Raw genomic sequence first — 23,520 nt, 5'->3', positions numbered from 1 at the left:
CCGTTCACTCTACGCGCCCGCGCGGCGCCGCTCAGCGCCAGGGTTCGGAGATGGTACGGAGCGTGGTCGCGGTGGCCACGGCCGCGGTGACCGCTTCGTGCCCCTTGTCCTCGCGGGATCCCTCGATGCCCGCGCGGTCCAGGGCCTGCTCCTCGGTGTCGCAGGTCAGGACGCCGAAGCCGACCGGTACCCCGGTGTCGACGGAGACCTGGGTGAGGCCCTGCGTCACGCCCTGGCACACGTACTCGAAGTGCGGGGTGCCGCCGCGGATGACGACGCCGAGCGCGACGATCGCGTCGTAGCCGCGTCCGGCGAGGACCTTCGCGACGACCGGCAGCTCGAAGCTGCCCGGCACGCGCAGGACCGTCGGCTCGCTGATGCCGAGCTCGTGCAGGGCGCGCAGGGCGCCGTCGACGAGGCCGTCCATGACCTTCTCGTGCCACTGCGCGGCGATCACCGCGACCCGCAGGTCGCCGCAGTTCTTCACACTCAGTTCGGGTGCACCCTTGCCGCTCACGCGCTTCTCCTGGTCGCTCTCGTGGTGTGTGTACGTCGCTTGCTGGTACGGGACTACTGGTTGCCGCAGGGCGAGACACCGGGGGTGTCGAGCCAGGGCAGGTCGTGGCCCATCCGGTCCCGCTTGGTGCGCAGGTACCGGAGGTTGTGCTCGCCGGCCTTGACCGGCATGGGCTCGCGCCCGGTGACCTTCAGGCCGTGCCGCAGCACGGCGGCGGTCTTGTCGGGGTTGTTGGTCATCAGGCGGACGCTGCGGACGCCGAGGTCGTCGAGGATCCGCGCGCCCGCGCCGTAGTCGCGGGAGTCGGCGGGCAGGCCGAGCTCCAGGTTGGCGTCCAGGGTGTCGCTGCCGCGCTCCTGGAGTTCGTACGCGCGCAGCTTGGAGAGCAGGCCGATGCCGCGCCCCTCGTGGCCGCGCAGATAGACGATGACGCCGCGGCCCTCCTCGGTGACGCGCCGCATGGAGGCCTCCAGCTGGGGCCCGCAGTCGCAGCGCAGGGAGTGGAAGATGTCGCCGGTCAGGCACTCGGAGTGCAGCCGGGCAAGCACGTCGTCGCCGTCGCCGATGTCGCCGTGGACGAGGGCGACGTGCTCGACGCCGTCGACCGTGGAGCGGTAGCCGTACGCCGTGAAGTCGCCGAAGGCGGTGGGCAGGTTGACCTCGGCCTCGCGGCGGACGGTCGGCTCCGATGAGCGGCGGTAGGCGATCAGGTCCTCGATGGAGATGATCGTCAGGCCGTGCTTGCGGGCGAACGGGACCAGCTCGGGAAGGCGGAGCATCTTGCCGTCCTCGCCCGCGATCTCCACGATGGCCCCGGCGGGGCGCAGGCCCGCGAGCCTGGCGAGGTCGACGGCGGCCTCGGTGTGGCCGCCCCGCACGAGCACGCCGCCGGGCTTGGCGCGCAGCGGGAAGATGTGTCCGGGGCGCACGAAGTCGTCCGGTCCCGCCTCGCCGCCCGCGAGGAGCCGGAGCGTGGTGGCGCGGTCGGCGGCGGAGATGCCGGTGCTCACGCCGTGCGCGCCGGAGGCGTCGACGGTGACGGTGAAGGCCGTGCTCATCGACTCGGTGTTGTGGTCGACCATCTGCGGGAGCCGGAGCCTGTCGAGCTCGTCGGCCTCCATGGGCGCGCAGATCAGGCCGCGGCACTCGCTCATCATGAAGGCGACGATCTCGGGGGTCGCCTTCTCGGCGGCGATGACGAGGTCGCCCTCGTTCTCGCGGTCCTCGTCGTCGACGACGACCACGGGGCGGCCCGCCGCGATGTCGCGGATGGCCTGCTCGACGGGGTCGAGGGAGAGGTCTTCGGCGTTGTCGGTGCTGTACCAGAGGGGTGCCACAGTCATGCCGGGGCTCCTTCCATGACGGGCTGCGAGGCCGCCGCGCGGGAGCGCAGCCACCAGTCGCGCAGGCCCCAGAGGACGAGGGCGAGGTAGACGACGTAGACCAGGCCGGAGAAGGCCAGGCCGCTGCTGAAGGCGAGGGGCACGCCGACCACGTCGACGAGCAGCCAGGCGAACCAGAACTCGACGAGCCCGCGGGCCTGGGCGACCATCGCGGCGAGCGTGCCGACGAAGATGTAGGCGTCCGGCCAGGGGTTCCAGGACAGCGAGGGGACGGCGGCGAACAGGGCGCCGACCGCGAGCGTGCCGGCGGCGGTGCCCGCGAGCAGGATGCCCCGCTCCTTCCAGGTGGCGAAGCGGATGGCGATGGAGCCGTCCTGCGCCTGCTGTCTGCCGCGGGTCCACTGCCGCCAGCCCCACAGCGCGACGCCGATGACGAGGAGCTGCTTGCCGACGCCGCCGGACAGCTGTGCGGAGGCGTACGCGGCGACGAGGATCACGCCGGACAGGAACTGGGCGGGCCAGGTCCAGATCGAGCGCCGCCAGCCGAGCGCGAGGGCGATCAGGCCGATGGTGTTGCCGATCATGTCGGACCACATGATGTGCTGGTCGAAGGCCGTGAAGGCTTCGGAGTTGAGCCAGTTCACTGGGTGGCCTCCCGACCCGGGACCTGGGCGCGGTCGCCGATGAGGCGCTCCACGTACTTGGCGATGATGTCGACCTCGAGGTTGACCGGGTCGCCGGGCTGCTTGATGCCGAGCGTGGTCAGCGCGAGGGTGGTGGGGATGAGGCTGATGGTGAAGTGGTCGGGGCCCGCGTCGACGACGGTGAGGCTGACGCCGTCGACCGTGATGGAGCCCTTCTCCACGACATAGCGGGACAGGTCGGCGGGGAGCGAGACCTTGACGATCTCCCAGTTCTCGGACGGCTTGCGCTCGAGGACGGTGCCGACCGAATCAACGTGTCCCTGCACGATGTGCCCGCCCAGGCGCGCGCCGACCGAGGTGGGGCGCTCCAGGTTGACGCGGGAGCCGACCGTGAGCGCGCCGAGGCTGGAGCGGTTCAGGGTCTCGGCCATCACATCGGCGGTGAACTCGTCGCCCTCGTGCTCCACGACCGTCAGACAGACGCCGTTGACGGCGATGGAGTCGCCGTGCTTGGCGCCCTCGGTGACGACGGGGCCGCGCAGGCGGAAGCGGGAGGCGTCGGGGAGGTTCTCGACGGCGGTGATCTCGCCCAGCTCTTCGACGATTCCGGTGAACACTTCAGTGCTCCTTCGCTACGAGGTTCGCGGTGATGCGCAGATCGGGTCCGATGCGGACGGTCTCGCCCATGTCGAGCCGCAACGCTTCGGTGATGGTCGTGATTCCGCCGCCGGTGAGGGCGGCGGGGCCCGCGCCGAGCAGGACGGGGGCGAGGTAGCCGACGACGCGGTCGACGAGGCCGGCGGCGACGAAGGCCCCGGCGAGCGTCGCGCCGCCTTCGAGGAGCACGGAGCGCACCCCGCGCGCGTGGAGCACGTCGAGGAGGGTTGGAATGTCCAACCCGCCCTCCGCGCGCGGGAGTCGGACCATGTCGTCGGCTGTGTACGCCGGAGTGGCGTCGTCGGCGACGGCGATCAGGGTGGGTGCCGCGTCGTCCAGGACGCGGGCGCCGGGCGTGACCGCCGTGCCGTTCGTGTCGACGACGACGCGCAGCGGCTGGGTCGCGCCCTCGATGCCGCGCACGGCGAGGTGCGGGTCGTCGGCGCGCTGGGTGCCGGAGCCCACGACGACCGCGTCGCACGCGGCGCGCAGCCGGTGCACGTCGGCGCGGGACTCGGCGGAGGTGATCCAGCGGCTCGTGCCGTCGGCGGCGGCGGTGCGGCCGTCGAGCGTGGCGGCGTACTTCCAGGTGACGTGGGGGCGACCGAGCCGTACGGAGGTCAGCCAGGCGGCGTTCCCCTCGGCGGCCTCGGCCTCCAGCAGGCCCTGCGCCACGTCGATCCCGGCCGCACGCAGGGTCTGCGCGCCGCCGGTCGCGGTGGGGTTGGGGTCGCCGACCGCATAGACGACGCGGGCGATCCCGGCGTCGATGAGGGCCTGGGCGCAGGGGCCCGTGCGACCGGTGTGGTTGCAGGGTTCGAGGGTGACGAGGGCGGTGCCGCCGCGGGCCCGGTCTCCCGCCGCGCGCAGGGCGTGCACCTCGGCGTGCGGGCCGCCCGCGCGCTGGTGCCAGCCCTCGCCGACGGTCTCGCCCGCGGCGTCGAGGACGACGCAGCCGACGACCGGATTGGGGCTGGTAGCTCCGAGGCCGCGCGCTGCGAGCGCGATGGCGCGCTGCATGGCGGCTGCTTCGGCTACGGCGGTGGCCACCGGGTCCTCCTGCCTCTTCGGGCACGGACTCCGGGGCCTGTCGATGACGACAGAACGTACGGACGAGCACACCGGGAGCGACGCCTGCGCCGGAATGACACCTGTCCCCTGGAAATCCAGGAACAAGCCACTACGGCGGCGTGCACGGATGCCCGCCCGCCGCGCACTGCCTCCCATCCGGACTTTCACCGTCGGTCCAGGAATTTCACCTGGTCAACCGGTCGCTGGAGGCGATCGGGTCGCGGACTGTAACCGCCGGTTCGGAATTACACCGACCCCGGAGTGCGCTGCTTCTGGTACGAGGTCAGTGTGCCACGCCTGATCGTCGGCCATACGGGTGAGCGGCTGTGGGGTGGCTCACAGCCCATGGGTGCTAAGCAGACCGTTAGGTCGCCTTTAGAGATCCTCCCCAGACTCCTGGAGACACGGCCCGGGCCAGAGGCGCCCGCCGCTACGGGAGCCTGGGAGGAATCCTCTCCGTGAACACTCCGAACGTCCGTCCGTCCCCACCCGCGCGGGAGCGCCTGCACACCCTCTACTTCCTGGCCGGAATCCGCTCGTTCTCGCCCGTCCATCTGGACACCGAGGTCGAGATGGACGGGGTGCTCGCGCATCGCGCCAGTACGGCCACCGATGCGCGCCGCTACTCCGTGGTCAGCTATGTGCTGCACACGACGGCGCGGGTGCTCAAGGAGCATCCGCACGCGAACGCGGCCCTGAACGGCCGACTGCGGCCGCGCGTCGCCGAGTACCCGTCGGTCAACGGAAAGCTCGCGCTCGACGCGACGCTGTCCGGCCGCCGCGTGGTCCTCTCGGCCGTCTTCCCCGGTCTCGAACGGGCGGACCTGGACGAGATCCAGGACCAGGTGGACCACTACCGGAACGCGGACTTCGACGCGCTGCCCGAGTTCGCGGGCGTGCGCGCCCTGCACAAGGTGCCCCGCTGGCTGGGCGGCCGGCTCTTCCGGCGCACCGTGGGACCGCTGTCGGCACGTGCGGAGCGGCTCGGCACCTTCTCGGTGTCCTCGCTCGGCCACCGGCCCGTGGACGGATTCCACTCGGTCGGTGGCACCACCGTGACGCTCGGCGTGGGCCGCATCACCGACCGGCCCGTCGTGCGCGACGGGGAGGTGGTGATCGCCCCCGTGATGCGGCTCAGCCTCACCTTCGACCACCGCGTGATCGACGGCGCGGAGGCCGCGGACGTGCTCGGCGAGATCAAGGACGGTCTGGAGGGCTACAAGCCCGCAGCGGGCCATGCGCCCACAGGGGGAGAAGGATCATGAACGACATCGCGGAACTCAAGCAGTTCATCACCGTCCACGCCAAGGCCCAGAACCTGCCGCAGGAGCTGTACGAAGGGGTCCTCGCGCGGGTGAACCACGACGGGCAGGGACCCGGCTCCTGGGCGCACGAGTGGTCGGCGGCCGCCGAGCGCCTGGAAGGCGACGAGGCCCAGCTGCTGCTGGCCTTCCTCTGCCACAACATGGCCCGCTTCCCCTTCGTGGACGGGCCCGCGCGACAGGACGCCGACCGGGCGCGGCTCGCCGTCTTCGAGCGGTGGCGCCGCCAGCAGCCCGACATCGAGGCGGTCCAAGTGACGCTGGACGGCGGCGGATTCACGGCGTGGGCCAGCGGCCTCGACACGGCGGCGAGCAAGCCGCTGCTCGTCGTCATGGGCGGCATCGTCAGCACCAAGGAGCAGTGGGCGCCGATCCTCCTCCAGGCCGAACTGCTCGGCATGGCGATGGTCGTGACCGAACTGCCCGGCGTGGGCGAGAACACCCTGCCGTACGACGCCGACGGCTGGCGGATGCTGCCCGCCCTGCTCGACGCGGTCGCCGACCGGGCCGACGTCACCAGGACGTACGCCGTGGCCAACAGCTTCAGCGGCCATCTGGCGCTGCGCGCCGCGACCCGGGACGAGCGCCTGCGCGGCATCGTCACGACCGGCGCGCCCGTCAGCGACTTCTTCACCGATGCCGAGTGGCAGCGGCAGCTGCCCCGGATCACCGTGGACACCCTCGTGGGTCTGACGGGCGCCGAGCCGGAGCGGCTGCCCGACGTGCTGCGCGCCTGGGCGCTGACCGACGAGGAACTCGCGGGCCTGGAGATCCCCGTCGCGTACACCGCGAGCCTGCGGGACGAGATCATCCCCGCCGGTGACATCGACGCGCTGAGGAAGCACGTCCGCGGGCTGCGCCTCAACGAGTTCGACGACGTCCACGCCTCGCCCGCACACGTCGAGCAGACGATGCAGTGGACCGTCGAGTCCCTGATCGGGATGCTCGCCGACCCCGCGTCGGCATGACCACCTCCCCCACCCGCCACCCCTGAGAGAGGCGACAGGATGGACGTCGCAGACATTCACATACTCTCGGTCGGCACCGCGCTCCCCGGTCCTCCGGTGGACAACGCGACGCTGGCCGGGCACTTCGGCATGGGCAACGTCTGGGAACAGTGGATCGACGCGTTCGTCGGCACCCGTACCCGGCACCTCGCCGTCGACCTGGAGTCCGGGCAGGTCAGCCACTCGCTGGCGGACCTCGGCGAGAGTGCGGCGCGCCAGGCCCTCGAACGGGCCGGGCTCGACGCCATCGACATCGACGTGGTGGTGCTCAACACCGCCACCCCCGACCAGCTCATGCCGACCACCGCGAACATCGTCGCGGACCGCCTCGGCATCAACAACATCCCCACCTACCAGGTGCAGTCCGGCTGTTCGGGTGCCGTGCAGGCCATCGAGCTGGGGCGGCTCCTGCTGCTCGCGGGCGGCCACCGCACGGCGCTGGTGATCGGCGGCGACCTGTGCGCCCGCTTCTTCGACCCGAAGACCGACCTGAACGCGCTGCCGCCGGGCGAGCTGGTGAACATGGTGCTCTTCGGGGACGGCGCGGGGGCCGTGGTGCTGAGCACCGAGCCGACCCCCGGCGCGACGCTGCTGCGCTCCCCCGTCAGCCGGTTCACCGGACTCGGGCGGGCCCCCGGGCAGGCCCTGGAGTGGTTCGGCGCCACCGACCAGGACGGCAGGCCGTTCGCGGTGGAGGACTACAAGGCCATCGAGCAGCACGTGCCCGAGATGGCCGCCGAGATCCTCGACGAGCTGCTGGACGAACTCGACTGGGACCGCGGCGAGTTGACGCATCTACTGCCGCCCCAGCTGTCCGGCAAGATGACCCGGACGATCATGGAGAGGCTCGGCGACCTGCCGCTGAACGAGATCAGCTGTGTGGCCGACACCGGCAACACCGGCAACGGCCTGCCCTACCTCCAGCTCGAGCGCGCCGTCGCCGAGATGGGCCCCGGTGACCGGGCCATCGGCATCGCGATCGAGTCCAGCAAGTGGATCGCCTCCGGCTACGCCCTCGAAAGGCTCTGACCCGCATGTCCGAGGAACTGTCCGAGCTGCACCGGCAGGGGCGCCTCGCCGCCGAGTACCCGCGGGTGCGCGCCCTGCTCGCCGAGGCGGGTGATGCCGGGCTGCGCCGCGCGGGGCAGCTCCTTGCCCGCACCACCGCCGACGACGTGCTGCGCGAGCACCCGGACACCCCCGTGGTGTCCGTGGCCGTCACCGGCAACAGCGTCGTGTCCGGGCTCGTCGCGCCCCTGACGACCGAACTCGCCCGGCACGGACTGCTGTTGCGCCCGCACGTCGCCGACTTCAACTCCTATGTCTTCGACCTCTCCGACCCCGGCAGCGAGCTGTACGCGGCCGGGGCCGACCTGGTGGTCTGCGCGCTCGACGCGAGCGTCGTCTTCGACGAGGTGCCCGTCCAGTGGCGCCCCGACGACGTCGAACGCGTCCTCGCGGGCAAGGTCGAGCTGCTCGCCAAGCTGGCCGCGACGTTCGCGTCCGTCGGGCGCGGCACGCTGGTCCTCAACACCCTGCCGCTGCCCCGCGACCGGATGGCCGAACTGGTCGGCCACCGCGACCGGGCACTCCTTGGCGCCGTGTGGCGGGAGGCCAACGCGCGGCTGCTCCGTCTGGTCGCCGACCAGCCCTCGCTGGTGGTCCTCGACCTGGAGCCGCTGCTCGGCACCGGCCTGCCGCTGCGCGACGCCCGCCTCGGGACGTACGCCAAGACGCAGCTCTCCCCCGAGATCACCGGGCGCTATGCCCGCGAACTCGCCCATCTGGCCCGCGGGTTGTCGGGCCGCGCCAAGAAGGCCCTCGTCCTCGACCTGGACAACACCACCTGGGGCGGGGTGCTCGGCGACGACGGGATCGAGGGCATCGAGGTCGCGGGCAGCTACCGCGGCGAGGCGTTCCGCGCCCTGCAGCGCACGGCCAAGCAGCTCGCCGCCCAGGGGGTGCTGCTCGCCGCCGTCAGCAAGAACGACATCGAGCCGGTGACGCAGGTCCTGCGCGAGCACCCGGACATGACGCTGCGCGAGGACGACTTCGTGCGGGTCGTCGCCAACTGGGCGCCCAAGCACGAGAATCTGCGCGCGCTCGCCGCCGATCTCAACCTGGGCATCGACAGTTTCGTGTTCGCCGACGACAGCGCGTACGAATGCGGTCTGGTGCGCAGGGAGCTGCCCGAGGTCACCGTCCTGCACCTGGACGACGATCCGGCCCTGCACGTGGAACGCATCCTCGCGGACGACTGGTTCGCCGTCCCCGACGTCACCACGGACGACCTCAAGCGCCCCGAGCGCTACCGCGAGGAGCTGGTCCGCAAGGACTTCCTGGACAGCTTCTCCTCGCTCGACGACTATCTGCGCGAGCTGGACGTGACCGTGGAGCTGGCCGCGGCCCGCCCCGCCGACCTGGCCAGGGTCTCCCAGATCACGCTGCGCACCAACCAGTTCAACCTCACCACGCACCGGCTGCAGCAGACCGACGTGGAGGCGCTCGCGGACTCCCCCGACGCCCATGTGCTCACCATCCGCTCCCGCGACAGGTTCGGGGACAACGGTGTGGTGGGTGCGGTCTTCGTGGCCGCCGAAGGGCCCGTGTGGCGCATCGACAACTTCCTGCTCAGCTGCCGGGTGTTCTCCCGCGGCATCGAGCAGGCCTGCCTGAGCGCGGTGCTCGAACACGCCCGCGACCACGGCGCACGCGAGGTCGTGGCCGGCTACCGGGCGTCCGCGAAGAACGGCAAGGTGCGCGACTTCTACCCGCGCAACGGCTTCGTGGCACAGCCGGGCGCGGACGGCCCCCCCGCAGACGACGCAGACGACGCAGACGACGACGCGCTCGTCTTCCGCCACGACCTGGCAGAGATCGCCGGACCGCCCGCCCACGTCCGGCTCACCCGATCCATCGAGGGCCCCGAAGGGAACCGACCGTGATGACCATTGACGAGTTCGTCGAGCTGGTGGGGGACGAGACCGGACTGCCGGTCACCCCCGACGACGCGGCCCTCGGCTTCGACCAGCTGCCCGGCTGGGACTCGCTCCAGCTGCTCGTGCTGCTCAGCGCCCTGGAACGCGAGACGGGCCGCCGGGTCTCCCTGCCCCAGGTGCTGGAGTCGGGAAGCCTGGCCGACATCTACCGCGTGGTGACGGCGGAGGCATGACCGCCGGCGCGGGATACGCCCCCTACGGCACCGCGTACCTGCTGCCACGACAGCCGGACCCGAGCTCGGCCCGGATCCGGCTGCTCTGCTTCCACCACGCGGGCGGGGCCGCGTCCAGCTTCGCCGGATGGCGACGGGCGTTCCCCGCCGACGTGGCGGTCGTGCCCGTGCAGCTGCCCGGCCGCGAGCACCTGGCCGACCGGCGCGCGCACCACGACGCCAGGACGCTCGTCGCCGAACTCGACGCGGAGCTCGGCCCGCTGCTCGAACTGCCGCACGCCTTCTACGGTCACAGCATGGGCGGCCTGATCGCCCATGCGCTCGCCGACCGCAGGCACCGCAGGGGCGCGCGGACACCGGAGCTGCTCGCGGTGGGCGCGATGCCCGCGCCGCACCTGGAGCGGCCCGTCGAAGCGGTGCGGGGCGCGTCGGACGCGGAACTGGTCCAGTGGATGATCGAGGTCGGCGGGGTGCCCGACCTCGTTCTGCGCTATCCGGAGTGGCTGGCCACGGCCGCCGCCCTGCTCCGCGCCGACCTGATGCTCGGCAGCGACTCCGCGGGGTGGACGCGCGACAGCGTGCCGCTGCCCTGCCCGATCCATGTGCTCGCAGGCTCCCGCGACCCCCTCCTCACCCCGGAGGGGGCGGCCGCGTGGGCCCGCTACACCGCCGCGGGCTGCCGGGTGCACGAGATGCCCGGCGGCCATTTCTTCACGAGGGAACACAGCGGGGCGGTGACCGGGCTCCTCAGCAGGCTGCTCGCCGACCGCCCCGGCAAAGGAGTTGAGCGCCCGTGACGGGCAACACAGCCAACGAGACCACCGACAACGAAGCCAAGCTCGTCGCCTATCTGCAGCGGGTGACGGTCGACCTGCACGAGACCCGCCGCCGGCTGAGCGAGGTCCAGGAGCGGGGCCGGGAGCCGATCGCCATCACCGGCATGGCCTGCCGCTTCCCCGGCGGGGTGCGCAGCCCCGAGGAGCTGTGGGACCTCGTCGCGAACGGCACCGACGCGATCGGCCCGTTCCCCACCGACCGCGGCTGGGACGTGGAGAAGCTGTACGACCCCGACCCGGACGCGGTCGGTACGACGTACACCCGGCAGGGCGGATTCCTGCACGACGCCGCCGACTTCGACGCCGGGTTCTTCGGCCTCAGCCCCCGCGAGGCGGCGGCCACCGACCCGCAGCAGCGGCTGCTCCTGGAAACCTCCTGGGAGGCCATCGAGCGGGCCGGGATCGACCCCGGCACGCTGCGCGGCACCGGCACCGGTGTGTTCATGGGCGTCATGTACAACGACTACGCGAGCCGCCTGCGGCCCGTGCCCGACGGCTACGAGGGGTACATCGGCAGCGGCAGCGCGGGCAGTGTGGCCTCCGGCCGCATCTCGTACACGCTGGGCCTCGAAGGTCCCGCCGTGTCCGTGGACACCGCCTGCTCCTCCTCCCTCACCGCACTGCACCTGGCCGTGCGCGCGCTGCGCGCGGGCGAGTGCTCGCTGGCGCTGGTGGGCGGGGTCAGCGTGATGTCGACGCCGGGCGTGTTCGTCGAGTTCAGCCGCCAGCGCGGGCTCGCGTCCGACGGGCGCTGCAAGGCGTTCTCGGCGTCCGCCGACGGGGCGGGCTGGAGCGAGGGCGCGGGCGTCCTGCTCGTCGAGCGGCTCTCCGACGCGCAGCGGCTCGGCCACCCCGTCCTCGCGGTGGTCCGCGGTTCCGCGGTCAACCAGGACGGCGCGAGCAACGGCCTCACGGCGCCCAACGGCCCTTCCCAGGAACGGGTGATCGGCCAGGCGCTCGCCGACAGCGGCCTCACCGCCGACCGGATCGACGCGATCGAGGGGCACGGCACGGGCACCACGCTCGGCGACCCGATCGAGGCGCGCGCCCTGATCGCCACGTACGGCCCCGGCCGCCCCGACGACCGCCCCGCCTGGCTCGGCTCCCTCAAGTCGAACATCGGGCACACCCAGGCGGCCGCGGGCGTGGGCGGCATCATCAAGATGGTGATGGCCATGCGCAACGGCGTCCTGCCGCGCAGCCTGTACTCCGAGCAGCCTTCGCCGCACGTGGACTGGTCGGCGGGGAACGTGAAGCTGCTCTCCGCGGCCCGGCCGTGGCAGCGCGACGGCGAACGGCCGCGCCGCGCCGCGGTGTCCTCCTTCGGGATCAGCGGCACCAACGCGCATGTCATCGTGGAGGAGGCCCCCGCGCCCCGCGCGGTCCCCACCGAGGAGACGCCGGGATCCACGGCGCCCGCCGTGCTGCCCTGGCTCCTGTCGGGCCGGTCCGCGGAGGCGGTGCGCGCCCAGGCGGCGCGGCTGCTCGAAGGCACCGCGGGATCCGGCGCCGACGCGTGCCCCGACCCGCACCCGGCGGCCGTGGCCCGCGCCCTTGCCACCGGGCGCACCGCGTTCGACCACCGCGCCGCGGTCGTCGGCCGCGACACCGAATCCCTGCGCGCCGCCCTGACACGCCTGGCCGCCGGGGAGAGCGCACCCGATGTCGTACGCGGTGTCCGGCGCCCCGGCGAAGCGGCCAGGCCCGCCGTCCTCTTCACCGGTCAGGGCTCCCAACGCCCCGGCATGGGGCGTGAGTTGTACGAGGAGGTGCCCGCGTTCGCGCGCATCCTCGACGAGACGTGCGCGACCCTGGACCCGCATCTCGAACGGCCGCTGCGCGACGTGCTGTTCGCCGCTCCCGGCAGCCCCGAGGCCGAGCTCCTGGACCGTACCGACTGGACGCAGCCCGCCCTTTTCGCCCTTGAGGTGTCCCTCTACCGGCTGATCGAGCAGTGGGGCGTCCGTCCCGGACAGCTCATCGGGCACTCGGTCGGCGGGATCTCCGCCGCGCATGTCGCCGGGGTCTTCTCGCTCGACGACGCCGCCCGCCTGATCACCGCCCGTGGCCGCCTGATGCGCGAACTGCCGCCGGGCGGCTCGATGCTGGCGGCCCAGGCTCCCGAGGAGGCACTGCTCCCGCTCCTGGAGAAGTTCGAGGGGATCGCCGTCGGCGCGGTCAACGGGCCCGACGCGACGGTCCTCTCCGGTGACGCGGAGGAACTGCGCCGGGTCGCGACACTGCTGCGCAAGCAGGGCGTCAAGACCAAGCGGCTGCGGGTCAGCCACGCCTTCCACTCGCCGCTGATGGACCCGATGCTGCCCGAGTTCCGCCGGGTCGCCGCGTCCGTCGAGTACCACGAGCCGACGCTGACCGTGGTGTCGGACCTGACCGGTGAGGTCGCCGGTCCCGGGCTGCTCACCGACCCCGAGTACTGGGTGCGGCACGCCCGCGGCACCGTCCGCTTCGGCGAGGGCGTGCGCGCGCTGCGCGAGAACGGCGCAGGGATCTTCCTCGAACTGGGCCCCGACGCGGTGCTCACCCCGCTCGCGCAGACCGCCCTGCCCGCCGAACCCGCCGCGGACCAGGCCGTGTTCGTGCCCGCGCTGCGCCGCGACCGGCCGGAGGCCCCCGGCCTGCTGGCCGCCGTGGCCCAGCTGCACACGTACGGCACGGCCGTGGACTGGCCGACCGTCCTGGACGGCGCGCCCGAGGGCCATGTGGACCTGCCGACCTACCCCTTCCAGCGGCGCCGCCACTGGCTGGACGCGGTCGACGAGACACCGGCCCCCGGCGGCACACCGGGTTCCGGCGCCAGCGCGGACGACGCGTTCTGGTCGGCGATCACGGACTCCGACCTCGACTCGCTGACCGACGCACTCGCCCTGGACGCGGAGGACCACCCGGCGCTCCGGGCGATCCTGCCGCGGCTCTCGGCGTACCGGCGCAGCGGCGGCTGGTGGTACCGCACCGGCTGGGAGGGCCTCACGGACGCGGGCGCGCCCGCGCTCCCCGGCCACTGGCTGATCGTCACGGGCCCCGACGGCACGGCGGACGACGGCACCGCGGACGACGGTCTCGCCGAGTGGGCCGCCGACGCGGTGCGCCGGGCGGGGGCGCGGGCCACCGTGGTGGTCCGCCCGGACGGTCCCACGGGCCAGGGCGGCGTACTCGACGCCGTCGCGCGGGACGCCGAGGGCTCCGTCGACGGCGTGCTCTCGCTGCTCTCCGGCGTCGGTCCCACCCTTGAGCTGGTACGCGAAGTGGCGGACGCCCTGCCCTCGGCGAAGCTGTGGATCGGCACCCGTGGCGCCGTGTCCGTGGACGCGTCCGACGGCGAGGGCGACCCGGAAGGTGCCCGGCTGTGGGGCATCGGGCAGGCCGTCGCGCTGGAGCACCCGAAGCTGTGGGGCGGTCTCATCGACTTCCCCGGCCTCCTCGGCGAGCGCACCGCCACCCGGGCGGCCGCCGCGCTCGCCGGGCACGGCGGCGAGAACCAGCTCGCGGTCCGCGCCAGCGGCAGCCACGCACGACGTCTCCTGCACGCGCCCCTCGGCGACGAGAAGGCGGCGCCCCGGCAGCGCGCGGGCGGCACGGTGCTCGTGACGGTGGACGCAGCCGCGGCCGCCGCGGCGGATGCCGGTGCCTCCGGCGACCTCGGGCTCTCGGCCGCGCTCCGGCTCGCCCGCAGCGGGGCGCGGCACGTGCTGCTCGTGCAGTCGCCCGGTGGCTCCGGGCAGGCCCTGACCGTCGAGGCCGAGGCCGAACTCCTCGCCCTGGGCATCGAGGTGACCGTCGCCACCTGCGACCTCACCGATGTCGCGGCGCTCACGGAGCTGCGGGCCGGACTGCCCGACGACCGGCCGCTCACCGCCGTGGTGCACGCGCGCAGGACGGCGGGCGACCGGCTCCTCGCCGATCTCGACCCGGCGGAGGCGGCCCGCGTCATCGACGCCGCGACCGCCGCCGCGCTCGCCCTGCACGAACTGGCCGCGCAGCCCGACGGCGACGGTCTCGTGCCCGCGCTGTTCCTGCTCTCCCCCGCCACCGCGGGCCCGGGCGCTCCCGGCCGGGCCGTGGACCTCGCGACGGGCGCGTTCCTCGACGCACTCGCCGAGCGGCGCCGCGCAGCCGGTCTGCCCGCGAAGTCCGTGACCGTCGGGCCGTGGACGGACGGCGGCCCGGACGACAAGGAGCAGCCCGGGGTCCGCCCGGTGCATCTGCCGCTGGTCGTCGCGGCGCTCGCCAGGGCCGCCACGCACGACGCGCCCGCGCTGATCACCGTGGACGCCGACTGGGCGCGGCTCGCGCCGAGGCTGGGCGCGTCCGCCCTCGCTCCCCTGCTGCGCCGGCTCCCCGAGGCGGCCGCGCACCTCGACGACCGGGACGACGTGTCCGGGTCCGACGCCGACTCCGGTGCCGCGCTGCCCGCGCTGCCGCTGGAGCCGGAGTCGCTGCGGCTGCTGCTCGCCAAGTCGCCCGCGGGCGACCGGGAACGGCTGCTGCTCCGCCTGGTGCGCGACCGTACGTCGACCGTGCTCGACCGGGGCGCGCACGACGCCGTGGGCGCGGACGAGCAGTTCCTGGACATGGGCTTCTCGTCGTTCATGGCGCTGCAGCTGCGCAACGAGCTGAGCGCGGTGACCGGTGTCGACCTGCCCGTGACGGCGGTCTTCGACCACCCGACCCCTGAGGACCTGTCCCGGATGCTCAGCGGTGAGCTGGCCGGGGACCACGAGCAGGTGTAGCACCGGCTCCGCACTCCCCCGTACGACCTGATCCTCCGGCCCCACCACGGGACCGGAGGATCAGTCATGTGCGGGGCCTACGGCTGTACGCATACGCCCCTCGGTCAACTCACGCCCACGCGAAGAGCCGGCCCCCAGGACCGTTCTCGGTCCTGGGGGCCGGCTCTGTCACCGCGGGGGCGGCCGCGCTCAGTCCAGCGCGGACATCCCCAGCTCCTCGTCGAGCGCCTCGAACAGCTCGTCGTCGGTGGCCGACGACAGATCGTCCTCCGGCGCCCCGCCGCTCTGCCAGCCGCGCAGCAGCTCCGCGAGGCGGGCGCCGATCTCCGCGTGCTCCTCGGGGCCGCTCGGGCCCGCGGCGAGCGCCGCGGCGAGGCGGTCGATCTCCGCGGCGACCGTCACCGCGGTCCCCGGCTCGTCGGGCAGCAGCCGCTCGCCCAGATGGGCGGCGAGCCCCGCGGCCGTCGGATAGTCGAAGACGAGGGTGGTCGGGAGCCGGAGCCCGGTCGCCGCGCCGAGGCGGTTGCGCAGTTCCACGGCGGTGAGCGAGTCGAGCCCCATGTCCTGCAGGCCCTGCTGGGGGTCGACGGTGCGCGCGTCGGCATGGCCGAGGACGCCCGCGACCTCTTCCCGTACGAGGGTGAGCAGGGTCTGCTCGCGTTCGTCGGCCGGGAGCGCGGCGAGCCGGTCGGCCAGCGACCGCTGTGCGCCGTCCGTGCCGCCCGCCGCTGCCGCGGCCCGGCGCGCGGGGACGCGCACCAGGGACTTCAGGAGCGGCAGGAGCCGCCCGTCGGCCGCTTCGGTGCGCAGCGCCGCCAGGTCCAACTTGGCGGGTACGAGGACGGGTTCGCCCGCGACGAGGGCCGCGTCGAGGAGCGCGAGCGCCTCCCGTGCGGTCATCGGGGCGATGCCGGAGCGGGCGAGCCGGGCGCGGTCGGCGTCCTGGAGGGCGCCGGTCATGCCGCCGCTCTCGTCCCACAGGCCCCACCCGAGCGAGAGGCCCGGGAGTCCTTCGGCGCGCCGGTGTGCGGCGAGTCCGTCCAGGAAGGCGTTGGCTGCCGCGTAGTTGGCCTGGCCCGCGGTGCCCACTGTGGCGGCGACCGAGGAGAAGAGCAGGAACGCCGAGAGGCCGAGGTCCCTGGTGAGTTCGTGCAGGTTCCAGGCGGCGTCCACCTTGGGGCGCAGGACCGCGTCGAGCCGTTCGGGGGTGAGCCCGGTGAGCACGCCGTCGTCGAGGACGCCCGCGATGTGCGCGACCGCCGTCAGCGGCCGGTCGTCCGGCACGGCGGCGAGCAGTCCGGCGAGCGCCGTCCGGTCGGCGGCGTCGCAGGCCCGCAGGGTGACGGTGGCGCCCGCCGCTTCGAGGCCCGCGACGAGTTCGGCCGCGCCGGGGGCGTCCGGTCCGCTGCGGCTGGTGAGCAGCAGGTTCTTGACGCCGTGTGCGGTCACCAGGTGCTCGGCGACCAGGCCGCCGAGGAGTCCGGTGGCGCCGGTGACCAGGACGGTGCCGTCCTGGCCGAACGCGGCGGGCGCCGGGTCGGTGGCCGTGGCGGTGCGGTCGGCCGCGCTGAGCCGGGCCGCGTGGACGATGCCCTGGCGTACGGCCGTACGCGGTTCGCCGGAGGCCACCGCGGCGGCCAGGGACCGGTCGGAGTCGGGGTGTTCGTCGAGGTCGACCAGGGCGATGCGGCCCGGGTGTTCGGCCTGCGCGGCGGCGAGCAGGCCGTGCACGGCACAGGCCGCGAGGCCCGGTGTCTCGCCGGGGAACACGGCCGCGCCGTGCCGGGTGAGGACCGCGAGGCGGGTGCCGTCGAGGCCGTCGGTGGCGAGCCATCCCTGGACGAGGCCGAGGAGGCGGTGGGTGGCGGCGCGCACGGCGGCGGGCGCATCGTGGTCGTCGGCGGCGGCCGCGTCGACCAGCAGGACGTCCGGCGGCGTCGCACCGGCCGCGAGGCCCTCGCGCAGGGCGGCGAGGTCGGCGTAGGCGGTGGCCGCGCCGTGCGACGGGGCGGTCGTGCCGAGCACCGCCCATCGGGCCAGGTCCGGGGCCGCGCTCTCGGTGAGCGCGGTCCAGTCGACCCGGTACAGGCCGCCGCCCGACGCGTTCTGCCGCGCCGCGCGCAACTGCCCGGCGTCCAGCGGGCGCAGGGCGATCTCCTCGACGAGGGCGACGGGCCGCCCGTCCTGGTCGGCGATCTGCAGGCTGTACGTGTCGGACCCCTCGGCGGGCGCGATGCGGACGCGTGCCGCCGTGGTGCCGGTCGCGTACAGCGTCACGCCGCCGAAGGAGAAGGGCAGCCTGACGCCGTCGCCTTCGGTGCCTCCGGTGTCCTGCGCGGGTGCGAGCAGCCGCAGTGCGCTGTCGAGCAGCGCGGGGTGGATGCCGTACGCGTCGGTGCCCGTGGCGCTCTGTTCGGCCGCCTCGGGGAGGCGGACCTCCGCGTAGCGCACGTCGTCCCGCTGCCAGGCGGCGTGCAGCCCCTGGAAGGCGGGGCCGAAGCCGAGTCCGGCATCGGTGAGGCGCTCGTCGAGGGCCTCGGTGTCGACGGGCCGTGCGCCGGACGGCGGCCAGGCGGTGGTGAACTCGTCCCAGGGCAGGGCCGGTTCGGGGGTGCGGGCCGCGAGGGTTCCGGACGCGTGCCGGATCCACTGGCCGTCGCCGTCGGCCTTGCTGTGCACGGCGAAGGGCCGTGCGCCGGAGGCGTCGGGTGCCTTGACACCGATCTGGAGCCGCAACGCGCCGTCGTCGGGCAGCACCAGCGGGGCGTGCAGGGTGAGTTCCTCGACCCGGTCGCAGCCGGCCCGGTCGCCCGCCCGTACCGCGAGGTCGGCGAAGGCCGCGCCCGGCAGGAGCACATGTCCGGCCACCACATGGTCGGCGAGCCAGGGCTGGGCGCCGCGGGAGAGCCGTCCGGTGAGCAACAGCTCCTGCCCTTCGGCGAGTTCGACCTCGGCGCCGAGCAGCGGGTGGTCGACGGTGTCCTGTCCCGCGCCCGTGGCGTCGGTCGCGGCGGCCGGTGCGTCGAGCCAGTACCGCTTGTGCTGGAAGGGATAGGTGGGCAGCGGCTCGCGGCTCTCGCGTCCGGTGCCGTGCAGCGTGCTCCAGTCGACGGCGGTGCCGTGGGTGTACGCGGCGGCCAGCGCGACCGGCAGCGTCCGTGCCTCGGCGTGCCCGGCGCGCAGTGCTGCGGCGGCCACGACCGGGGCGCCGCCGTCGGCGTCGTCGCCGAGGCTGCCGCGGACCATGGCGGTCAGGACGGGGTCGGGGCCCAGCTCCAGATAGGTGGTGACGGACTGCTCGCGCAGCGCCCGTACCCCGTCGTGGAAGCGGACTCCGGCGCGAATGTGTCCCGTCCAGTAGTCGGCCGTCGTCAGCTCGCCCTCGGCCGCGATCCGGCCGCTGACGTTCGAGACGACGGGGATCGACGGCTCGTGGTACGTCACCGCCTGCGCGACCCGGCGGAACTCTTCCAGGACGCCGTCCATGTGCGGCGAGTGGAAGGCGTGGCTGACCCGCAGCTCCTTGGTCTTCACACCCCGCTCGGCGAACCGCCCGGCGATCTCGCGCACCGCGTCCGCGTCACCGGAGATGACGGTGGACTCGGGGCCGTTGACGGCGGCGACGCTCACGAGGGCTTCGTGGGCGGCCAGTTCGGGCAGGACGTCGGACTCGGGGGCCCGGACGGCGATCATCACGCCGCCCTCCTGGGCGCTGTCCATCAGCCTGCCGCGCGCGGCGACCAGGGCCGCGGCGTCCGCGAGGGAGAACACCCCGGCCACGTGCGCCGCCGTCAGCTCGCCGACCGAGTGGCCGATCACGGCGTCGGGGCGCACCCCGAACGACTCGACGAGCCGGTACAGGGACGTCTCGACGGCGAACAGGGCGGGCTGGGTGAAGGCGGTGCGGTGCAGCAACTCCTCCTCCGCACTCCCCTCCGCCGCGAACACCAGCTCGCGCAACGACCGGCCGAGCAGCGGGTCGAACGCCGCGCACACCTCGTCGAAGGCCGCCGCGAACACCGGGAACGCCTCGTACAACTCACGTCCCATGCCCGGGCGTTGACTGCCCTGGCCGGTGAACATCAGGGCCGTGCCGCCGCGGTCCGCGCTCGTGCCGCGCACCGCGCCCGGCGTGTGCTCGCCGCGTGCCAGCGCGGCGAGGCCGTCGAGCAGCTCCGTCCGGTCGTCGCCGAGCACCACGGCCCGGTGGTCGAAGGCGGTGCGGCCCGCGGTGAGGGTGCGGGCGATCTCGCGGGGCCGGAACGTGTCGTCGGACGCGAGGTGCGCGTGCAGGCGCGCCGCCTGGTCCCGCAGGGCCTCGGGGGAACGCCCGGACAGCGCCCAGGCGGTCGGGGCCGCGGACGGCTCCTCCTCGCCCGGCTGCGCGGTGTCCGCCTCCGGGGCGGCCTGTTCGAGGATGACGTGGGCGTTGGTGCCGCTGATGCCGAAGGAGGAGACGGCGGCGCGGCGCGGCCGGTCCAGCTCGGGCCAGGCCTGTTCCTCGGCGAGCAGCGAGACCGCGCCCGTCGACCAGTCGACGTGCGGCGACGGCTCCTCGACGTACAGCGTGCGGGGCAGCACCCCGGCCTGGAGCGCCGTCACCATCTTGATGACACCGCCGACACCGGCGGCGGCCTGCGTGTGGCCGATGTTGGACTTCAACGAGCCGAGCCACAACGGCTGTTCGGCCGTGTGCTCCTGCCCGTACGTGGCGAGCAGCGCCTGCGCCTCGATCGGGTCGCCGAGCCGGGTGCCGGTGCCGTGCGCCTCCACCGCGTCCACCTCGGACGCGGTCAGGCCCGCGCTGTGCAGCGCCTGGCGGATGACCCGCTCCTGGGAGGGGCCGTTCGGCGCGGTGAGGCCGTTGCTCGCGCCGTCCTGGTTGACGGCGGAGCCGCGCAGCACGGCGAGGACGGGGTGGCCGTTCTTGCGTGCGTCGGAGAGGCGCTCCACCAGGAGCATGCCGACGCCCTCGGACCAGCCCGCGCCGTCCGCGTCGGCGGAGAACGACTTGCACCGTCCGTCGGGGGCCATGCCGCGCTGCCTGCTGAACTCGATGAAGACGCTCGGCGTGGCCATGACGGTGACGCCGCCCGCGAGCGCGAGGGAGCACTCGCCCTGGCGCAGCGCCTGCGCCGCGAGGTGCAGGGCGACCAGGGACGACGAGCACGCCGTGTCCACGGTCACCGCGGGGCCCTCGAAGCCGAAGGTGTAGGAGACGCGGCCGGTGGCGACGCTGCCCCGGCTGCCGTTGTTCAGGTAGCCCTCGAACCCTTCGGGGGTGGTGTGCAGGCGCGAGCCGTAGTCGTCGTACATCACACCGGCGAACACGCCGGTGCTGCTGCCGCGCAGGCTGTGCGGGTCGATCCCGGCCCGCTCGACGGCCTCCCACGACGTCTCCAGGAGCAGCCGCTGCTGCGGGTCCATGGCGAGCGCCTCGCGGGGGCTGATGCCGAAGAACTCCGCGTCGAAGCCGTCGGCGTCGTAGAGGAAGCCGCCCTCCTTCGCGTACGTGGTGCCCTCGCGGTCGGGGTCGGGGTGGTAGAGCCGCTCCGCGTCCCAGCCGCGTCCTTCGGGGAACTCCCCGACGGCGTCGACGCCTTCGGCCACGACGCGCCACAGGTCCTCCGGCGAGCCGACGCCGCCGGGGTAGCGGCAGCTCATGGCGACGATCGCGATCGGGTCGTCGTCGGCGGCCCCGGCCCTCGGTCCCTGCACGGCGACGGGGGCGGCGGTGCCGCTCACGCGCCCGGCTATGTGCGCCACGACCGCGTCGGGCGTCGGGTGGTCGAAGACGAGGGTGGCGGGGAGCTGGAGGCCGGTGGCCGCGTTCAGACGGTTGCGCAGTTCGACGGAGATCAGCGAGTCGAAGCCCGCGTCCTTGAAGCTGCGCGCGCCGTCGACGGACGTGGCGTCGGCGTGCCCGAGGACGGTGGCGACCTGCGTACGGACCAGGTCCCGCAGGGCGGCGGTCCGTTCGGTGTCCGGGAGCGCGGCGACGCGCTCCGCCCAGGAGGCGCCGCCCGCCGTGGTGGCGGCCGCCGCGGCCCGGCGTGCGGGGGCCCTGACGAGCCCGCGCAGGACGGCGGGCAGCAGCCCGGATCCGGCCTGGGCGCGCAGCGCCTGCTGGTCGAGCTTCGCCGGTACGAGGACGGGCCTGTCGGCGGCGAGCGCCGCGTCCAGCAGGGCGAGGCCCTGTTCGGAGGTCATCGGCGCGACACCGCCGCGCGACATCCGCGCGATGTCGGCCGCGTCCAGGTGGCCCGTCATGCCGGTGGCCTGGCCCCACAGCCCCCAGGCGAGGGAGGTCGCGGGCAGGCCGTGGGCGCGGCGGCGCCGGGCGAGGGCGTCCAGGAAGCCGTTCGCCGCGGTGTAGTTGGCCTGGCCCGCGTTGCCGAGGGCCGCCGTCACCGACGAGAACAGCACGAACGCGGACAGGTCCAGGTCGCGGGTGAGCTCGTGGAGGTGCCAGGCCGCGTCGGCCTTCGGGCGCAGCACGGCGTCGAACCGCTCGGGGGTGAGACCGGCGAGCGTGCCGTCGTCGAGGGTGCCCGCGGTGTGGAACACGGCGGTCAGCGGGTGTGCGGCCGGGATGTCCGCGAGGAGTGCGGCGAGCGCGTCGCGGTCGGCGACGTCGCAGGCGGCGACCGTCACCTCGGCGCCCAGGGCGGCGAGTTCGGCCGTCAGGTCGGCCGTGCCGGGCGCTTCGGCGCCGCGCCGGCTCGCCAGCAGGAGCCGGGTGGCCCCGTGGCCGGTGACGAGGTGCCTGGCGACCAGGCCGCCGAGGGTGCCGGAGGCCCCGGTGATCAGGACGGTGCCGTCCGACAGTGCCTGCCGGGTGTCCTGCGGTTCTTCATTCGGCTCGACCCGGACGAGCCTGGGGAGCCGTGCCGTGCCGTCCCGCAGGGCGAGTTCGGGCTCCGTGTCCGCGGCGAGGTGGGCGAGCAGGGCGGCCGGGGACGCCTCGTGCGTGTCGACGTCGGCGAGGGTGATCCTGCCGGGCTGCTCGGCGCGCACGCTCCTGGCCAGGCCCCATGCGGCGGCCACGGCCGGGTCCGCGACGTCCTGTTCGGGGTCGACCACCGCGCCGCCGCGGGTCACGAGCACGAGGCGGGTGCCGGACAGGGCGTCCGCGCCCGCCCACTCCTGGAGTTCGGCGAGCACCCGGTGGGTGACGGCGCGCACCGCTGCGGGCGCGTCGGCGCCTTCGGCGGTCCTGTCGACGGCCAGCAGCACGACGTCCGGTGCCGGGGCTCCCGCCTCGACGGCGGCGCGCAGCGCGGCGGCGTCCGGGTGGACGGCCGCGGTGGCGTCGAAGGACCGTACGGCGGCGGTCAGGTCGGCGGTGAGGGGTGCGTCGGCGCCGAGCACGGACCAGGCGGACGTGCCGGCGGCCTGCTCGGCGGCGGGCGCCGTGGTCCACTCCTGCGCGTACAGCGAGTCGTTCGCCGCGGGTCCTGCCGGGGCCAGGGCCCCGCCGGGGACGGGGCGCAGCGCGAGCGAGGCGACGGAGGCGACGGGGCGCCCCTCCGCGTCGGCCGCGTCGACGGCGAGGGTGTGCGGGCCCACGGGGGCCAGCCGCACCCGCAGCACCGTCGCACCGGTCGCGTGCAGACGCACGCCGGACCAGACGAAGGGCAGCTGCGGGACCGCGTCCGCGGTGTCGTCCGCCGCCTCGCCCGACGGGATGAGACCCGCGTGCAGGGCGGCGTCGAGGAGGGCGGGGTGCAGGCCGAACTCGGCGGCGGACGCCTGCTGTTCGTCGGCGAGCAGCACCTCGGCGTAGGTCGCGTCCGCGGTGTGCCAGGCGGCTCGTACGCCCTGGAAGACGGGGCCGTAGTCGTAGCCGCGCCCGGCGAGGGAGGCGTACAGCGCGTCGATGTCCAGGGGGCGTGCGCCGGACGGGGGCCAGGCCCGCAGATCGTCCGGTGCGGTGGCCGCCGCGGGCGCGGCGGGCGCGAGGACGCCGGTGGCGTGCCGGGTCCAGGGGCCGGGCTCGACGTCGTCCGCCACGTCCGTCCTCGCGTACACGCTCACGGAGCGGCGTCCCGTCTCGTCCGGCGCCTCGACGGACACCTGGAGCCGCACCGCGTCGCCGGGGGCGAGCAGGAGCGGTGCTTCCAGGGTGAGTTCGGCCAGTTCGTCGCAGCCGACCTGGTCGCCCGCGTGGAGGGCGAGGTCGACGAAGGCGGTGCCGGGCAGC

Annotated in this window: 12 protein-coding genes, 1 pseudogene and 1 riboswitch; of the genes and pseudogenes, 7 read left to right on the top strand and 6 right to left on the bottom strand. The window is 74.2% G+C overall.

The window, feature by feature from the left end; genetic code table 11:
- Positions 1-31 precede the first annotated feature (31 nt).
- From ribH to ribD, 5 genes are read right to left on the bottom strand one after another with little or no spacing between them, the layout of a single operon-like run.
- Positions 32-517 carry a 6,7-dimethyl-8-ribityllumazine synthase gene (ribH, locus tag ACFWZ2_RS37730; protein WP_384553679.1) on the bottom strand — a complete coding sequence of 162 codons (486 nt, stop codon included), beginning with the start codon at positions 515-517 and terminating at the stop codon, positions 32-34.
- 53 nt (positions 518-570) lie between these two features.
- On the bottom strand, positions 571-1,860 hold the full coding sequence (locus ACFWZ2_RS37725) for a bifunctional 3,4-dihydroxy-2-butanone-4-phosphate synthase/GTP cyclohydrolase II (protein ID WP_384553677.1): 1,290 nt from the start codon (positions 1,858-1,860) through the stop codon (positions 571-573).
- Entirely contained in the window at positions 1,857-2,456 is a 600-nt protein-coding gene (locus ACFWZ2_RS37720; protein ID WP_384553722.1) for a nicotinamide riboside transporter PnuC, read from the bottom strand. The genes ACFWZ2_RS37725 and ACFWZ2_RS37720 overlap by 4 nt, the downstream gene beginning before the upstream one ends.
- Before the next feature lie 44 nt (positions 2,457-2,500).
- Entirely contained in the window at positions 2,501-3,121 is a 621-nt protein-coding gene (locus ACFWZ2_RS37715) for a riboflavin synthase (RefSeq protein ID WP_384553675.1), read from the bottom strand.
- Between the two features lies 1 nt (position 3,122).
- Positions 3,123-4,181 carry a bifunctional diaminohydroxyphosphoribosylaminopyrimidine deaminase/5-amino-6-(5-phosphoribosylamino)uracil reductase RibD gene (gene ribD / locus ACFWZ2_RS37710; protein WP_384553720.1) on the bottom strand — a complete coding sequence of 353 codons (1,059 nt, stop codon included), beginning with the start codon at positions 4,179-4,181 and terminating at the stop codon, positions 3,123-3,125.
- 189 nt (positions 4,182-4,370) lie between these two features.
- Positions 4,371-4,501: riboswitch (FMN riboswitch) on the bottom strand.
- A gap of 189 nt (positions 4,502-4,690) precedes the next feature.
- Between ribD and ACFWZ2_RS37705 the strand changes: the two genes are divergently transcribed.
- From ACFWZ2_RS37705 to ACFWZ2_RS37675, 7 genes and pseudogenes are all read left to right on the top strand, one after another.
- Entirely contained in the window at positions 4,691-5,497 is an 807-nt protein-coding gene (locus ACFWZ2_RS37705; RefSeq protein WP_384553673.1) for a 2-oxo acid dehydrogenase subunit E2, read from the top strand.
- On the top strand, positions 5,494-6,522 hold the full coding sequence (locus ACFWZ2_RS37700; RefSeq protein WP_384553671.1) for an alpha/beta hydrolase: 1,029 nt from the start codon (positions 5,494-5,496) through the stop codon (positions 6,520-6,522). The genes ACFWZ2_RS37705 and ACFWZ2_RS37700 overlap by 4 nt, the downstream gene beginning before the upstream one ends.
- Before the next feature lie 39 nt (positions 6,523-6,561).
- On the top strand, positions 6,562-7,590 hold the full coding sequence (locus tag ACFWZ2_RS37695; protein WP_384553670.1) for a 3-oxoacyl-ACP synthase III family protein: 1,029 nt from the start codon (positions 6,562-6,564) through the stop codon (positions 7,588-7,590).
- A gap of 5 nt (positions 7,591-7,595) precedes the next feature.
- On the top strand, positions 7,596-9,506 hold the full coding sequence (locus ACFWZ2_RS37690; RefSeq protein WP_384553668.1) for an HAD-IIIC family phosphatase: 1,911 nt from the start codon (positions 7,596-7,598) through the stop codon (positions 9,504-9,506).
- Positions 9,506-9,733, top strand: coding sequence for a phosphopantetheine-binding protein (locus ACFWZ2_RS37685; protein ID WP_384553666.1), 228 nt, complete (start codon positions 9,506-9,508; stop codon positions 9,731-9,733). The genes ACFWZ2_RS37690 and ACFWZ2_RS37685 overlap by 1 nt, the downstream gene beginning before the upstream one ends.
- On the top strand, positions 9,730-10,530 hold the full coding sequence (locus ACFWZ2_RS37680; RefSeq protein WP_384553664.1) for a thioesterase II family protein: 801 nt from the start codon (positions 9,730-9,732) through the stop codon (positions 10,528-10,530). Before ACFWZ2_RS37685 ends, ACFWZ2_RS37680 begins: the two co-directional genes overlap by 4 nt.
- A 35-nt stretch (positions 10,531-10,565) precedes the next feature.
- Positions 10,566-15,317, top strand: a pseudogene (locus ACFWZ2_RS37675) (type I polyketide synthase); the annotation flags it as partial.
- Between the two features lie 189 nt (positions 15,318-15,506).
- Here ACFWZ2_RS37675 and ACFWZ2_RS37670 read toward each other — a convergent pair.
- Positions 15,507-23,520 (bottom strand): SDR family NAD(P)-dependent oxidoreductase (locus ACFWZ2_RS37670; RefSeq protein ID WP_384553662.1); only part of this gene is annotated, 8,014 nt, incomplete at its 5' end.

This window comes from Streptomyces sp. NPDC059002, assembly GCF_042740435.1.
Lineage (GTDB): Bacteria > Actinomycetota > Actinomycetes > Streptomycetales > Streptomycetaceae > Streptomyces.
This window is presented reverse-complemented; position numbering and strand designations above follow the sequence as displayed.